This is a genomic window from Serratia sp. Z4 (genome assembly GCF_009900725.1).
GTDB lineage: Bacteria > Pseudomonadota > Gammaproteobacteria > Enterobacterales > Enterobacteriaceae > Serratia > Serratia nematodiphila.
Window position 1 is genome coordinate 169,792 of the sequence record NZ_JAAABD010000001.1, and the last position, 15,213, is coordinate 185,004.

General features: G+C 62.1%; 11 protein-coding genes. All 11 read right to left on the reverse strand.

The window, feature by feature from the left end:
- Window positions 1-145: 145 nt before the first annotated feature.
- Genes GT753_RS00825 through GT753_RS00875 form a run of 11 tightly spaced genes read right to left on the reverse strand, consistent with a single transcriptional unit; the run spans window position 146 to window position 15,090 of the window.
- Window positions 146-874 carry a DUF1295 domain-containing protein gene (locus GT753_RS00825; RefSeq protein ID WP_021504656.1) on the reverse strand — a complete coding sequence of 243 codons (729 nt, stop codon included), beginning with the start codon at window positions 872-874 and terminating at the stop codon, window positions 146-148.
- Window positions 875-892: 18 nt separating this feature from the next.
- Window positions 893-1,951, reverse strand: coding sequence for a hypothetical protein (locus GT753_RS00830; RefSeq protein ID WP_021504655.1), 1,059 nt, complete (start codon window positions 1,949-1,951; stop codon window positions 893-895).
- Window positions 1,948-2,595 carry a 4'-phosphopantetheinyl transferase superfamily protein gene (locus GT753_RS00835; protein WP_049188601.1) on the reverse strand — a complete coding sequence of 216 codons (648 nt, stop codon included), beginning with the start codon at window positions 2,593-2,595 and terminating at the stop codon, window positions 1,948-1,950. Before GT753_RS00835 ends, GT753_RS00830 begins: the two co-directional genes overlap by 4 nt.
- Window positions 2,579-2,893: a RedY-like protein gene (locus tag GT753_RS00840; RefSeq protein WP_004940233.1), complete on the reverse strand. Its 315-nt coding sequence runs from the start codon at window positions 2,891-2,893 to the stop codon at window positions 2,579-2,581. The genes GT753_RS00835 and GT753_RS00840 overlap by 17 nt, the downstream gene beginning before the upstream one ends.
- 13 nt (window positions 2,894-2,906) lie before the next feature.
- A complete protein-coding gene (locus tag GT753_RS00845) occupies window positions 2,907-5,195 on the reverse strand; it encodes a polyketide synthase (RefSeq protein WP_160125155.1) in 2,289 nt (762 codons plus the stop codon).
- Window positions 5,192-6,667, reverse strand: a complete 1,476-nt coding sequence (locus GT753_RS00850) for a D-alanine--poly(phosphoribitol) ligase (RefSeq protein ID WP_226882938.1) — start codon at window positions 6,665-6,667, stop codon at window positions 5,192-5,194. The genes GT753_RS00845 and GT753_RS00850 overlap by 4 nt, the downstream gene beginning before the upstream one ends.
- A 4-nt stretch (window positions 6,668-6,671) precedes the next feature.
- Window positions 6,672-8,618 (reverse strand): aminotransferase class I/II-fold pyridoxal phosphate-dependent enzyme, encoded by a 1,947-nt coding sequence (locus GT753_RS00855; RefSeq protein ID WP_075685313.1) that lies wholly within the window; start codon window positions 8,616-8,618, stop codon window positions 6,672-6,674.
- Window positions 8,615-8,878 (reverse strand): acyl carrier protein, encoded by a 264-nt coding sequence (locus GT753_RS00860; protein WP_004940224.1) that lies wholly within the window; start codon window positions 8,876-8,878, stop codon window positions 8,615-8,617. The genes GT753_RS00855 and GT753_RS00860 overlap by 4 nt, the downstream gene beginning before the upstream one ends.
- Before the next feature lie 23 nt (window positions 8,879-8,901).
- Window positions 8,902-9,918: a methyltransferase gene (locus GT753_RS00865; protein ID WP_004940222.1), complete on the reverse strand. Its 1,017-nt coding sequence runs from the start codon at window positions 9,916-9,918 to the stop codon at window positions 8,902-8,904.
- Between the two features lie 10 nt (window positions 9,919-9,928).
- Window positions 9,929-12,490 (reverse strand): aminotransferase class III-fold pyridoxal phosphate-dependent enzyme, encoded by a 2,562-nt coding sequence (locus tag GT753_RS00870; RefSeq protein WP_088381305.1) that lies wholly within the window; start codon window positions 12,488-12,490, stop codon window positions 9,929-9,931.
- Window positions 12,487-15,090 carry a hypothetical protein gene (locus GT753_RS00875; protein ID WP_021504653.1) on the reverse strand — a complete coding sequence of 868 codons (2,604 nt, stop codon included), beginning with the start codon at window positions 15,088-15,090 and terminating at the stop codon, window positions 12,487-12,489. Before GT753_RS00875 ends, GT753_RS00870 begins: the two co-directional genes overlap by 4 nt.
- Window positions 15,091-15,213: the final 123 nt, after the last annotated feature.

A 15,213-nucleotide genomic window follows, 5' to 3' on the forward strand; every position in this document is an offset into this window, starting at 1 on the left:
AGAAGGGAGCTTAAACCTTCCAGCAAGGGTAAGGTCAAGGCGGTTTTTACTTGCGCGGGCGTGACGGTCGTTTTGTGTTGTATAACAAGGTGTTTTATCGGCGGCAGCGCGGTCGGCTTGCCCGAACCGCGCTGCCGCGTTGGGGTTACAGCACGAAAGGAATGAAACATTTAACCTGACGTTTATAGTTGCGCCAAACCTCACCGTAGCGCTTCTCTGCCATTTTCTCGCTTTTGGGAATGGCGTCGGCGAAATACTGCACCAGGTTAGTCAGCGGTGCGATCAGGCCAAACAGGTTGCCGGCAAGCAGCCCGAAGCTGACGAAAATAAGAAAGTCGCCGAAATAATTCGGATGGCGCGCCAACCCCCAAAAGCCACTGTTCAGCAGCCGGCCTTTATTGTTCGGATCCTGTTTGAAGCGCCGTTTTTGATAATCGCTGCCGAAGTGGAACAGCGTGCCTATCAGGTAGACCCCAATGGCCAGCCATTGCAGCGCGCCCCACGGCCCCTGCAGCTGGCTGGCCCAGTAGAAGGGCAGGCAGTACAGGCCGCCGAAGATCATGACCATCATCACCGCCAGCCATGGCACCTGCTGCGTGGGCATCACGTCCTTGAGTTTGGCCGCGGCGGTGTTGCCGTACCAACGTGTCAGCACGATGTTCATGCGCAGCAGGTACAGGCCGACCATGACAAGGATCAGGGCTTTGTGGCTCAGATCGCCCTCGCCGAAATAGCAATAGACCAGGGTAACCGGCCCCATGGCGTTGAACCCCCACAGAAACATCGGGCGAGTGTCCTGAGCGCCGCGGCTGGTAATAAACGCCAGCAGGGCAAGGATCAACAAAACAGCGGCCAAAGCAATCCATACGTTCATTGTGTTCTCCTCAGCGGATTAGGGGAAATCGTTCCCCGGGGGCGCGCATTCGCCGGATGGCGGCGCGGTCAAAATGCTTTGCCAGCTGCGTCTGGGTGCTGCGCTGCCCCATTGTTGCAGGTGGCCGAAGCGGGCAAAAAACACCGGGGGAGCGCTGAGCGCCAGGGTTGCTGCGAGCTCGCGACGCGCCTCGGCGTGTTGCACCAGAACGCTGATCGGATGCAATCCCCAACCCCAGTGTTGCAGCGTGAGCCACAGACGTCCAAGCCGCATGCCGGTGGCGAACAGGTGCTCGGCACTTTCGTCGTTCAGACACAGCGCCAGGTATTGCGGGCCTTCCGCGACGCGTTGCGCCAGCCCTTGCGCCATATAAGCCGGCAAGCGCAGCCCGGTCGCCAGCCGGCTTAAGCGAGGATGAAACGCCACTTGGAAGAAGCGCTTGAATGCTGGGGATACCGGGCCAAACAGGTGGTGCAGGTGAAAACCGTCGTCGGTAGGCTGCCGTTCGTTGAAGCGGATGTATTGATAGGTTTCGCGCCAGGCTTGGCGATCCGAGAAATCGAGCGCGGCGTGACGAGCGGTGAGCTGCGCGACCCGACGGCGAGCGCGTTCGTCACCTGCGATACTGAGCGAACTCGCCGTTCCGTCGAACAGGGTCTGCAGCTGCATCCGCTGCGCTTCATTGATTGGCGTAGGCTGATAGGCCGCTCGTGCGGTATGCCGCTCGCCGATCAGCTGCGCCAATTGGCGATGGGCGGCGCGATCGGGCGCGGCAGGCGCGGCGGGGGCAAAGCTCAGTAAATGCGTGGGGCCATGCTCCCAACGCCAGGCGAGAGGCGAGCCTGCACAGTTGAGCAGCGCGCTGAGGTACTCGAAGAAAATCCCGCAGCTCATCAGCATCTCGCGTTCCAGCGAAGGCAGGCTCTGCAAGGCGCGACGGCGGTCGATAGCCAACCGGCCACATCGGGCGGCGGCGTTATAGTGGAGAGACCAGGGTTGGCAGTTGTGTGAAGAGGGCGCCTGCCGCGCGATGTCCACGGCCTGTTGCAGCGCCGCGGCGAAAAGGTCTTGGGTCATGATAAGGCTCCGAAAGCGGAAGGGGCGGGCAGGGAAAATACGGTAACGTTCGCTCTGAACGACATGCTCTCCTCCGCCGGAAAGCAGAGTGCGCATGCCCAGTCCAGGCTGCGCCACAGCCAGAAGCGTCTGCTCGCCAAACTGCCGTCGGCGCTTGAGACCAACCCGGTGTGCCAGTCGATGCCGATCGTCCGCAATTCGTAGGGCAGGCCGCGGCCGTGGCTTTTTAAAAATGCTTCGCGAATGGCCCAGACGGCGCAGGCCTGTATGCGTCCCAATCGCTGTTCCGCCTCGCCAAAGGCCCAGCGCAGCGCCGCGCCGGAGAAGGGGCGATAATGCTGCAGATCGATGCCGAGCGGGATATCGCCGGTGGCGCTGGCGTACCAGGCATGCGAATGGCTGAGAGAAACGTGGCGGCGTCCCAGCAGGAGGTGTTCGCCGAACGGTTGTCCACTCGCCTCATGGCGCAGCGTAAAGCCGGTCGCGTCCCCCCGGCACCATGTCCGGTTCAGCAGCGCGATGGCCTGTGCCCGCGCGTGGTTTTTCACCGCCGACAGATGCCGCAATCCCCGAACGGCGGCGCAGCGGTGGGAGCCGCCCAGCGCGATGACGATACGTGGCGCCACGCTAAGCTCGATAACCATCGGCGATGCGTTCTCCGCTGATTTCGTCAACGACTTCCGCCAACTGATTAAAGCGTTCAACCAGGCTTTGAAACAGCGGGGTTTGCATCTCGCGCTCGAACATTTTCAGCGAGTTCAGCTGAATGATTTCGATAAAGTGAAACGGCGCCTCCGCCGAAGGGCTGACTTCGATGACATCGAAGGCGCGTACCGCATCGAGGTGGCGGCAAGCCTGGTAATCGGTCGTCTCCACCCAGTCGCGAAACGCGGCGCGGTGGGCGATGTCTTTTAGCCGAATCTTATGGACGATAATGTGCATCTGGGCGGCCTTTTTAAATGGGTTGATGGATAAGCAAATGGTAATTGATGCCACCGGTGCCAAAGCCGTTGATCGCCGCCCGACGCCCGTCTTCACCCTGTGGCCAGTCGAGCGCGATTTGTGGGATTTCGGCCGGGATCGCCGCCAGCGGCAGTTCGGCATTCAATGTCGCCACCGGCGTGGGCGGGATTTGACCGTGTTCGAAAGCGCTCAGCACTTTACACAGGCTGAGCGCACCGGCGCCGGCGAAACAGTGGCCGAAGTTGTACTTCACCGAACCGATGTACAAAGGGGCGCGTGCGGCGCGGTGATACCCCTGATGCAATGACGCGACTTCTGCCCGATCGCCCAGTTCGGTGCCGGTGCCGTGCGCTTCGAGATACTGTATCTGGCGCGCTTCGACGGCGCTCAGGCTCTGGGTTTTTTCGATTGCCAACGCCTGGCCCTCGGGATCGGGCGCGGTCATGGAATAGCTGTCGCAAGATCCCGATATCGCTTCGATGGTGGCGATGGCCCGCGATGTCGCCTGGCCGGTCAGAATGAAGAAGCCGCCACCGTCGCCGGGAGTAAAACCGTCGGCTTGTCGGGCGAAAGGTCGCATACGCGAAGCGGAAAGCATCATTTGCGCGCTGCACAGCACCATATCGCGTTCGAGCGTCGCCGTTTCTATGCCGCCGACGAGCACCGCATCGTAGCGGCCGGCCTGTAACGCCCTGACCGCATTGTGCAAGGCGGCCAGCGAACTGGCGCAGGCCGCCTCGACCGCGTAGCAGTCCGCCTCGACGCCGAGCTGTTGCGCCAACAGCTGCGCGGTGCCGAGGCCGCAGGCGCCATGCCAGCTCCAGCGGTTGATCGCGGGTTGGGGCGGTGGCGAAAGGGGGACGTCGGCGGAAGGCAATGCCGGCCACAGCGCGCTCATGGCCTGTTGTCGATCGGCGCTCAAAGACAGGTTGCTGGCGACGATAATGGCGATGCGTTCAAAGCGTCGCAGGCTGTCGGGCCACGCCGCGCAGCCGTTGAGGGCGTGCAGTTGTGTGACGTCGAGGCGCTGCTTTTTGGCCGGCATCATAGGCCGCGTCAGCTCAAGCCGCACCGGATCGTGCGTTGGGAAGCACATGGCATGAGCGGTGTAGGCGCTGAGCTTTTGCGGCGTGGGTCGCACGAAGGCGCCGGGGTGCAACTGCTCGGGGCTGTGATCGCGCAGGGCGTCCTCACCGTTGCGCAAGGCCTGCCAGAAACGCGCTTTATCCAGCCCCTGCGCGGTGATGGGCTGATAGTCGATGATGCTGATGCGTGGCGAAGCCGTCGGTTTTAATGAGGGGGGAGACGCCGCGTCAATCCGCCAGCGGTAGCCGGTGAACGAGTGGCCGGCGCACGTCTGTTGCCGTTGCAACAGCATGTCGAGGAGATGGCAGAAAACCTGATTGGCGCCGGCAAAATAGCCGGCGCTCGGCGCGGCATCCTGTCGTTCGGCGATCAGGGTCGACAATTGCGCTATCGCTGGCCATCCCTGTTCCTGAGCGACGTCCAGCGGGCAAACGACCAGGCTGATCGCCCCCTCCAGCCAACAGGCCGAAGAGGAAACGCCCTGCGCCAACAGCATGTCCGCCTGGGGTTGATGGTGGAAGCATTGTACGGCGGTCAGCACCGCCATGCGGCTGTCGGCATGGCGAAAACAGTCTTGCGCCAACTGCAGCAAGCGCAGGCCGCCCAGATCGGCGCCGTCGAGGGTTTGGCATTTACCGCGCGTGCGGGCGAAATGGGCGATGCGCGCGGGAATGCTGGAGGCCATTTCCCCTACGCGATCGTGGGATGAACTGCCGAACGCCTGGGCCAGCGGCTGTTTGTAATCGTCAATCCGGCGCATGACCGCTGCCGGTGAGAGCCCCTGAGCGTCAAGCCGTTCGGCCAGCCTGCGCAGCGCGCCGATTTTGGTGGCGTTGCGATAGGCCGCATCACTGCCCAAATGGGTGGCGCAAAATTGATCGCAGCGGTCGCGCAACGCGTCGGATAACGTCAGATGCTGCATGGCGGCGGAGGCGGCCTGCAGCGCCAGGCGGGTCTCGCGGCTGACCGCCAGTCGAAACAGCGGCGGGATGGCGAATTTTTTGAAATCAAACGCGGCGTCGTCGATCTGGCGACCGCGGATCGGCGCGGCCGCATCGCTCCACGGCATCGGCGGCGGGGCGTCGAACAGCGCCGGCCAGGCGGCGCCGTTGGACAGATCGATACGATCGATGCCGGGCAGTGCGCAGCCGATGCCGACCAGCGCCAGCGGCGCGGCATGAATTTCCTGGTTCATCGCGCGTTCACCTCGGACAAACGTCCTCTGTCCACCTTGCCGTTGGCATTGGTGGGCAGACTGTCGGCGACCACCAGTTGGCTGGGGAGCATATAGGCGGGCAGCCTGGGCTGCAGGAACTGCTTGAGCTCCAGCAGGTTGGGGCGGAGCGCGCCGGGATGGAGGGTGATCACGGCGATCAGTCTTTGCTTCAGCTCGCCGAGCTCGACATACAGTGCGGCCTGGCTGACCGAGGGATGGTGATGAAGGATCGATTCAATCTCACCCAATTCCACCCGGTAGCCGTTGATTTTCACCATGTCGTCCAGCCGGCCGCGGTAGACCAGCCCATTCGCCGTCGTCTCCACCCAGTCGCCGGTCGCGTGACATTGGCGCGGATGCCATTGCGCTTGCCGCGATGAGGCGACGTTGCTGTAGCCGGGGGTAACGCACGGCCCGCCGATCAGCAATTCTCCGCGTCGGCCCGGCGTACCGTCAATCGGCTGCAGGCGCCCCTGTTCATCGACCAACTGCGCCGTCAAGCCGGGCAACGGATGGCCGATGGGGATCTGCTCCAGCGTCGCCAACTGCGTTCGATCCAGCGCGTAGGCGGTGCAGACATTGGTTTCCGTCGGGCCATACCAGTTGCTGACGCGGCACCGGGCCGGCAGATGCGCAACCAGACGCCTCAGCGCGGCGGCCGGATAAGGCTCACCGGCGAACGTGACCTGGCGCAGCGTTTTCACCGTCGATGGCGCCAGCAACGCGCTCTTTTCCAGCATGGCTAAAATCGAAGGCACGCTGTACCACAGAGTGACGCCGTGCGTTTGCAATCCGCGAACGAGAGCCTGGCAATCTTTCTGTTCATCTTCGCGCACGATCCAGGTCGCGGCGCCGGCGCAAACGCCGGCGAACAGATCGAAGGTGCTCAGATCAAAGGCGAAACTGGCATGATTGGCCAGCACGTCGCGCGCCGTCAGTTGTGTATCGCTGACGGCCCAGCCGATGAAAAACGTCAGCATGTCATGGGTGATTTGCACCCCTTTCGGGGTGCCTGTGGAGCCTGAAGTATAGAGAATGGCGGCGAGGGGGGAGCCGAGCGCGGCGATCGCTTCCGGCCAGGCGCCATCGAGATCGGTGCGGCCATCGAGCGCGCTCAACCAGCCCTCATCGACGATCAGCGCGGGTGAGGCGGCAGCGATAATGCGTTCGATGCGCGCCGTCGGTTGGCTGAAATCGATAGGGACATAGTGGTTGCCGCTCAGCCAACATGCGTACATGGCGGCGACGGCGTCGGGCCCTTTCTGCAGGTTGAGCAGCACGGCCTGCTGCTTTAACCCGGCATGTCGCAGCGCCGCCGCCATCATGCAGGCGCGATCGGCCAGGCGACGATAGCTCCAGCGCCGATCGCCGCACAGCAGAGCGGTGCTTTCCGGCGCTTGGCGGGCGTGCCGGAACAGGGCCTCCAGTATCGGTGAAATGAAGGTTGCCATGATGTCAGACCTCGGCGGCGCGTGCGCGCTCTTCCCGTCGGACATCGCCGTTGACCGGCACGCCGGTCTCCAGCGCCGCCGCCACCAAAATGGCGTAGGCTTCATCCAGATCTTCACGCGTGTGTTCACTGGTCACGCTGATGCGTAAGCGGGCGTCACCCACGCTGACGCCCGGGAAGACCACGGTCTGGCAGAATAGCCCGCGCGCCCGGACGGCGCGGCCGAACAGCAGCGTTTTGGCGTCGTCGCCCACCACCACCGGAATGATGGCCGAGTCGGAATGCTCAAGGTCAAAACCGGCGTTAAGCAGCAGCGTGCGGAAGTAGTAGATGTTGTCCCACAGCTTGGCCAGTCGCTCGGGTTCACGCAGCATCACGTCGATGGAGGCGATCACGCCGGCGGCGACTGCGGCGGGGATGGTGGCGGCGAAAACATAGGAGTTGGAGTAGAAACGCAGGTATTCGACCACTTCGCCATCGGCGCAAACGAAGCCGCCTAACCCCGACAGCGCCTTGCTCATGGTGCCCAGCTCGAGATCCACCCGGCCTTTCATATTGAAGTGTTCCGCCGTGCCCGAGCCGGTTTTGCCCAAGACGCCGGTCGCGTGCGCGTCGTCGACCAATACGCGTGCGCCGTAGCGTTCGGCCAGCTTCATCAGGCGCGGCAGATCGACGATATCGCCGTGCATGCTGAAAACGCCATCGGTGACGATCAGCTTGCCGCCGGGGTGATCGGCGTATTTGGCCAGCGATTTCTCAAGGCTGGTCAAAGAGTGGTCATAAATTTTCCGCTGCGCGCCCGCCAACTTGCAGCCGTCCTGGATGCTCATGTGGTTGATGGCGTCGGTGAACACCAGGTCGTGTCGGCTGGTCAGAGCCGAGATGCATCCCAGGTTGGCCGAGTAGCCGGACGGATAGACGATGCAGTCTTCGCGCCCTTTGAGCTTGGCCAGTTTGCGCTCCAATTCCAGATGCAGCACGTTGCTGCCGGCGATGATGCGGCACCCGGTATTGGTGGCGCCGTACAGGCCGGCGGCGTCCTGGATGGCGTGGATCACTTCCGGATGGTTCGACAATCCCAGATAGCTGTTGGAGCCGAACATCAGAAATTCGCGGCTTTTGCCGGTGATCTCGTCGAACATGACCGCGCGGTTTTTGCACGGCGTTTCAAGCGGCATGCCGTACCAGTAAAGCTGACGCTGTTTTTTATCGCGATAAAAAGCGCCAAACTCACGCGTTTTATGGAACAAATCCGGGTGCTCGATGCCGACGAAGTCCCGCATGGTGCGCGGATCGCCGAGCTCATCGCGCGCGTCCGGCGACGCGGGCGCTTTGGTGGGCTGCGGCGCAGCGGACGCGGGGGTGTGCTGGCCAAAGCGGCTGAACCACGCTTCGCCCTGTTCCTGAACCAGCCGCGCCGCCAGGTTGTGCTCCAGCTCAGCCAACGTGCGGCACTCCGCCAGCGCTGCGTTATCGTCCAGGCCCAGCGTTTTGAGCAGCTCGTTGCGCGCCATCACCACCGCGACGGAGTCGATGCCCAGGTCGCCTTCGATGGCGGCGTCGGGGGACAGATCACGCACTTCATATCCGCTGTGGGTGGCGAACACCTGGCGCACGAGAGCACTCAACCAGGCCTGAGGCGTCTCGGGGGCAGGTTGCGCGGCGGCGTTCGGCGTCGGCAGCGTGAAACCGCGCTGCAAAATACCGTCGAGCGCATCCTGAATGGTTTTGATCTCCTGGATCTCCAGCGGCGTATTTAATTGAAACTGACGGTTCAGCACCATGGCAATTTCCGCCAGCGCGATGGAGTCGACGCCCAAATCGTTTTCCAGATGGCTGGTCAGGGCCAGTGCCGACGGTTCATACTCGGTCAGCCGGGCGAAGGTGTGCAGCACCGACTGCCGGACGGCTTCATGCGCGTTTGCGGCGCTATCGACGGCGTGAACGCTCATGCGACACCCCCTGCGGCGACTTGCGCTTGCAACCGTTGCACCAGCGCGACCATCGCCTGCACCGAGGCGAAGTTCGCCGGATGGATCTCATGCATGCCGATGGCGACATGAGACTCCTGACGCAGAAAATCCACCAGATCGAAAATGGAGGCGGAATCGACGACGTTCAGTTCAAACAGCGGGGTTTGAGCGTTCAGGCCGTCGTGATCGCCATCCAGATACTGGGTGGCGATATGCTGGATCAATTTGCTTTCTAACATTGCGAGCTCCCGTTGCTAACTGGTTATTTTTCGCCGACGATCAGGGTGCGTGGGCCGGCAATTTTCATGATGCGCGCGTTGCTGAACCCCGCCAGACGGAATCTGTCCAGGTATTCCTGCGCGCTGCTCTCTATGCCACCGTCGGTGGAGACCAGCATGTTCAGCGACAGCAGGGCGGTAAATTCCGGCCCTGATTTGTCTTCGTTCAGCGGCGTTTCGGAAGCGATGAAGCGGCCGCCGGCCGGCATCGCCCGATAGATGTTGCGCAGGATGGTCAGTTGGGTTTCCGGGGCGTAGTCGTGCAGCATCCATCCCAGGTGGATCAGGTCATAGCCGCCGATCGGCAGATCGCCGCTGATGACATCGCCCTCCACGACGTCAATGCGTTCGCCATAGCCTTGCAGCGTCAGCTTGTCGCGCAAAAACGCCGAGGCCTGCGGCAGTTCGCAGATCGCCAGTGCGATCCCCGGATAAGCGTCGGCGATCGCCATCGGCAGGCTGCCGATCCCGCTGCCGATATCCAAAAACGCACGGTGTTGCGAGAAGTCGTAATCGCGAACAAAGCCGGCGATAAAGGGCGCGGCGAATTTACCGAGAAACTCCTGGAAGTCCGCCACGTCGTCCGGATTTTGGTACAGGATGTCGAACCAACTGCGGTCATCGCCGAATACCGTGCGGCGCTGGTGGGCATCGTTTCGCACCGCCGTTTTCAGCTCGCCCCACAGCGGATACAGGAAGGTATCGATGTGGCGGCCCAGCCATCCCAGCCACTGCGGTTCGTCGCTCAACAGAAAAGCCCGGTGGGCGGCGGGCAGATGATAAAGGCCGTCTCGTTGGTCGAGATACCCCATGGCCCGCAGCGCGATGAGCAACTGCTCGGTCGAACGCGCCGGGCAGTCAAGCCGCGCGGCGATGTGCGCCGCGTCGGCGTCCCGATCGCGCAGCTGATCGAACAGCTTCAGCGCCAGCGCGGCGGTCAGCGCCTTGGCCTGGAAAAAGCCCATCATCTGATTGACGGCATCTTGCTTGGTTAAAGGCATTGCTGGCTCCCTAGTCTAAAAAGGTGGAGAGTTCCTCGCACACCGTGGCAAAGGCGCCGACGAAACGGTCGATCTCGGCTTTGCTGATGATGAGCGGGGGTTGAATACGGATCACCGTCGAGCTGTTGGCGGTAATGAAGGTCAGGATCTTGTGGTCCTGGCACAGCTTGGTGACGAATTTCATGCAGAACATTTCGCCGAGCGCCTGTTCCATGCGATCCATCGCCGCCCGCAGATGGGCTTGCACCGGATCGGGCAAGAATTTCCAGGTGGTGTGCCAATCGCCCGGCAGCCGGGTGGCGAATTCGCGGGCGGAGGCGTTGACCGCGCCGGTGAACGCCTGGTCGAACTGGATCCCCAGCATCAGGCCGCGGCCGCGCACCTCGCTGACGAACGGATAGCGGGCGGCGATCTCGCTCAGTGCCTGCTTAAAGTAGGCGCCCATCCGTTCGGCATGGCCGACCAAATCCTGCGCCAGGATCTCGCGCAGCGCGCTGAGGGCGACGACCGAGGCGAGGTTGCCGCCGCCGTAGGTGGAGCTGTGCACCAGGAAGCGATCCGCCGTGCCATAGGCTTTTTGCCAAAGATCGGCTCGGCACAGCGTGGCGCCGATGGGGATCAGGCCGCCGGACAGGGATTTCGACAGCATCAGCACGTCCGGCTCGATACCGTCCCATTCGCAGGCGAAAAGTTTGCCGGTGCGCCCAAGCCCGGTTTGCACTTCGTCCACCATCAGCAGCACGCCGGTCTCGCGGCAGAGCTGCTGCACCGCCTGCAGGTAACCGGCGGGCGGGATATGCACGCCGCCTTCGCCCTGGATCGGTTCGATCATCAGCGCGCCGACGTCTTCACGGTTCAGCGTTTCCCGCAGCGCGGCGAGATCGCCGAACGGCACTTCCACCATCGCGTCCAGCAGCGGTGTGAAATAGCGGCGGTGTTTGTCTCGTCCGGTGATGGACAACGCGCCCAGCGTTTTACCGTGGTAACTGTTGCGCAGATAGGCGATGCCCGGCTTGCCCGTCGAGGCCTTGGCGATCTTCATCGCGGCCTCGACGGCTTCGGTGCCGGAGTTGCTGAAGAACACCCGGCCCATGTTGCCCGGCGCCAGACGACAGAGCACTTCGGCCAGCTTGGCGGTCTGTTCGGGAATGGAAATGTATTGAATGAAGTTGGGGCCTTGAGCGTCGAGGTAGTTTTTCAGCGCGTTGACCACTGGCTGCGGGTTGTGGCCCAGGTTTAGGCACCCGTAGCCCGCCACCATGTCCAGGAAAGCCTCGCCCGCATCGTCATACAACTGGGTGCCGGCGGCGCTGCGGAAAACGTTGTCGCAGCGCTGCAACTTGAGGAAGTCCACCATCATGGGGTTGATGTATTGATGATAGCGGTCGAGGGTGTCTTCCCTGGCCGGCGTTTGGGCGATGACCGCGTCGATAAACGCCAGGCGCGATGCGGGCAACGCCGCATCAGCCGATTCCACGGCATAGATGTCATGGTGGTAGTAGCGCTTGAGATTGGTCACGCTCTGCCGATCGATGCGCTCGCCGTACGAGGCCAGCGGATAGGCGAAGAACCCGTGGCGCTCGGCGATTTCACCGATCTCCAGCACTTTTTCCGGCGCCAGATAGCGGCCCAGCGAAAAGTTTTCCCGCCGGTTTTCCAGCGCCAGCACAATGGTTTCCGCCATGCAGCCGTTCAATTGTTGCTTGATGGTGACGTTGAGCGATTCTCCACCCAACTTGACCGCATCGGTGGCGGTGACGCAGCCGCCGTCGATGATCAGAATGTCATCCCGCGCCGGGCGCGTTTCCGAAGCGATATCGCGCGGCAGCGCCACGTCGATGAAGATCGAGCCGGGTTGCAGTCTGGCGGGGTCGATCACGCCGCCGGCGGAGGTCGCGGCGGCAAACAGTTTGCAGCGCGGGTAGAGATCTTCGGGATCGCTGGTCAGGGTAACGCGCGAGTGATACTCCTCGGGCAAATGGCTGAGCAGTTCGCTGCGATCATGGTTGCCGGCGCGGTGCAGCAAATGGAGAGAGAAACCGTGCGCCAGCAGCAGACGGCTTAGCGCCAGGCAGATCGATCCCGGATAGCCGACGATGGCGACGGGTTCCTCCTCCGGGCGGATTTCCAGCCAGGACTGGATCTGCATCAAGGCCTTGTAGCCGGCGTAGGTGGTCAGCGAGTTGCCGGAGGTGACCGGCACCGGCGACTTTTCCGCAGTGGCTTCGCCGCGTCGCCCAACGATAGAGGTAAAACCGCCGAGACCGACCAGTTCGGCGCCATCGCCGGCCAGCTCTTCGATGCCTTGGACCACCCTGGCGGCGATACCGCGTGCGTCGGCCAGCATTTCATCCGCCACCAGCGGCATGTATTTGATCACCCCTTCGCAAGTGGCGCCGGTCGCCGAGGTGATCCTGGCGAAGTTCATAAAGGGAACCAGGTTTTGTCGTTCCCACAGTTCACGCGTATAGCCGCTGTGCTGCTCGGTCGAGTTGCGTTGCAGCAGATCGAGCATTTTGACGTAACGTTTCAACCCCAGCGAGGTGGGATGAGCGATGAATCCGAATTTCATGAGGTGGCTTCCTGTGTAGGATCTTGGTCGAAGGCGGTGCTGGTCGATTCGGGCTGTTGGGCCGCCCAGGCTTTGCGCTCCTGCAGGGCGTCGTGGTCGCTCGGATCGCGCTGCCAGCCTTTGGCGGTGGCCAGCGAGATACCGTCGCCTTCATTGTTGTGCCCCAGCACCACGGAGAACAGATTGAGTCGGTGCGGCGTGGTCAGCGCCTGGCGAATGACGTCTTCGTCGAAATGCGTAAGCGTTTTGCTCTGGATATGGAAGTTATTGACCGTTTGTTCGACGTCCGGCTGTTCGACGTTCACCAACCGCATTTGCCGTGAGGTGCGGTTGAACAGAATGCGTTCCTGATAGGTATTGATGACGGACAGCCCGCCGTTGCATAAATAGAAGACGGTGATGCTTTTATTCAGCAACTGTGGATGGGTAAGAATGTTGTCGATAAAAGCCGGCAGGATGTCCGGTACGATCCCTTTAGCGCCGTCGCCGATAAACGCCATCACGTGGCTTGGGCTGGTGTAAGCCAGGTAGCCGGTGGCCAGCAGAGCGTCGCCCATCAGGGCGCGGCCATACCAGCCGGAAAAGCCGCGGCGCGTTTTGGCGACGTTGCGCGCGGCGGAGATGCCGCACCGGCCGACGTCATATACGCCGGTAAAATCGAACCCCTCCGTTTCGATCAGCTCTTCAATCACTCGGTTCAACTGGCAGAAGAAGTAGTTGGCCGACATGGGCAGACTGGGAAGCTGGCTGACCACGTCGGAAGGCGAATCGAGATAGGCGGCGATCAGCGCGCGGCGTCTTTCCCGCAATGCCGGATCGACGTCGAGATGCGCTTTCACCGTGCGCAGGAACGCCAGACAGTTCATGTGCAGGTGCAGATCGGCATAGGGCGACAGATGGCGCTCATCGTGCGTAAGCTGCACCAGGTGAACCTTGCGCTCCAGCCTGCCGTCGGAGAAGGGGGTGGTGATCTGAGCGACGCGGCTTTTGATCATAAACAGGCTCTGCTCGCTCATGGCGTTGAGCTTGTCGTTGGTGTGCAGGAAGTTGTAGACGCGCGGGCTGTAGCCGTAAATCGCCAGGGTGCCCAGGTAGTGGGGATTGCGCCGACCCTGATAATATTTCGGCGCCGAGCCTGGATGGGCCAACGAGTCCACCAGGGCGATGCCGGCGGCGTCGGCGATGTCATGGATCAGGGCGTATTCGTCGTCGCTGACCGGGCCCAACTGCCACACCAGCCGTTCCGGCCCGCGGTTGATCAGCGCTATCGCCTGGGCCAGGCTTTCGCTCATCGGCAGCGGATCGTCCGCCGACAGAACCGGGATCGGCGAGGGATCGCAGACGGCGCCCTCCAGCGACAGGGTCGACTCCAGCACGTTTTGCGTCGCCAGAATCACCACCGGCCCCTGGCCTTGATGATAAAGGCGGAAGGCTTCCGTCAAACCGGTGCCGATCGTTTCGACGTCATCGATATAAACGAACGGGATGCGGCGGGCGACGAGCACTTCACGCATGTCTTCCGTCGGCGTCAGCGTTCCCTGGAAGCTGTACCATTGATTGCCGCGGTTTTCCGCCGCGACGATGATGCCCTGGGCGGCGGTTTCCTTGAGGTTGGCCAGCGTCCCCTTGAATTCATCCATCATTCCGGAGGTCACTACGCCGAGGAACGGCATGCGATACAGCTGCCAGTTGGCCATGGCGCCGCAGGCGATGGCGTGTTCGTTAGGGCCGCGCAGGATCAGCGCGCCGCGCGCCTCCGCATGCCGATCCAGATAGCCGATCAGATTGGAGATGATCGACCCGGTGTAATAGGACACCAGCCAGCGTTCGGCGGCGGTACGCTCGAAAAATTGAATCAACTGCTCACCCAGCGTGTTGTGCAGCGCCAGCGCGCCGATCGGCTTGACCCGGCGGTTGGTGTAGTTCATCTCGAAGAAGTCCATCCACAGGCACAACAGCTCGGTTTGGAAGATCGCCGGATCTTCGCTGCGCACGATTTCGCGGTATTGCTGCGGCAGGTAGCGGAAGGGCGATCGCAGCTGGCGAATGAACGCAACGGTGGAGAAGGTGGTGTAAAACGCGGGAATGCCGCTGCGCTGCAAGGCGCTGTAAAAGGCGTCCAGATCGCGATCGATCTGTTCGATGCTGTCATCGACGCCGGCCGGCGTGGTCTGATCGTAGAACAGCATGCCCAAATGAAATTCGGGACGCTGTTCCAGCGCATGGGTATAGATGATCTTGCCGGTGGCTTCGGCCAGGCTGGCGCATTGGATGATGCGAACGTTGATAGCCTTGTTTTGGCCTTTGAGAAAGTGCAGCGCCTTTTCGCGCGCGGCCTGATAAAGCGAGTCCGCCGCCAGATCCAACAGTTTCAGCGGCATCTCGGACTGGATATGCACGCGGTTGAAAACATAATCGCGGATATCGTTCAGTACGCTGAGCCCGGTTTGGAAAAACGCCGGGTTGCGCGTCACCACCACCACGCCGACCGTCAGAGTGTCGGGATCTGCGTCGGTGCGGCAGGCCTGGCGCTCCGCTTGCCACACTTGCTCGTAGGCGGCGGAGTTGGTGAGTCTTGCTTGTCCTGTCAGGGTCGTCATGATGAGTTCCTTGTGCAGCCAAAATGGAGTGACGGCTTCAGCCAGGCGGGCAAATTCGGCACGACAAAGCCCGCGACGGTCTCTGCAGGCGGCGGTTGCCGCGCGCATCACCTTCGTTGAATT

Coding starts and splice junctions, on each gene's coding strand:
- GT753_RS00825 (WP_021504656.1), bottom strand. CDS start 874: ATGAACGTATGGATTGCTTTGGCCGCTGTTTTGTTGATCCTTGCCCTG.
- GT753_RS00830 (WP_021504655.1), bottom strand. CDS start 1,951: ATGACCCAAGACCTTTTCGCCGCGGCGCTGCAACAGGCCGTGGACATC.
- GT753_RS00835 (WP_049188601.1), bottom strand. CDS start 2,595: ATGGTTATCGAGCTTAGCGTGGCGCCACGTATCGTCATCGCGCTGGGC.
- GT753_RS00840 (WP_004940233.1), bottom strand. CDS start 2,893: ATGCACATTATCGTCCATAAGATTCGGCTAAAAGACATCGCCCACCGC.
- GT753_RS00845 (WP_160125155.1), bottom strand. CDS start 5,195: ATGAACCAGGAAATTCATGCCGCGCCGCTGGCGCTGGTCGGCATCGGC.
- GT753_RS00850 (WP_226882938.1), bottom strand. CDS start 6,667: ATGGCAACCTTCATTTCACCGATACTGGAGGCCCTGTTCCGGCACGCC.
- GT753_RS00855 (WP_075685313.1), bottom strand. CDS start 8,618: ATGAGCGTTCACGCCGTCGATAGCGCCGCAAACGCGCATGAAGCCGTC.
- GT753_RS00860 (WP_004940224.1), bottom strand. CDS start 8,878: ATGTTAGAAAGCAAATTGATCCAGCATATCGCCACCCAGTATCTGGAT.
- GT753_RS00865 (WP_004940222.1), bottom strand. CDS start 9,918: ATGCCTTTAACCAAGCAAGATGCCGTCAATCAGATGATGGGCTTTTTC.
- GT753_RS00870 (WP_088381305.1), bottom strand. CDS start 12,490: ATGAAATTCGGATTCATCGCTCATCCCACCTCGCTGGGGTTGAAACGT.
- GT753_RS00875 (WP_021504653.1), bottom strand. CDS start 15,090: ATGACGACCCTGACAGGACAAGCAAGACTCACCAACTCCGCCGCCTAC.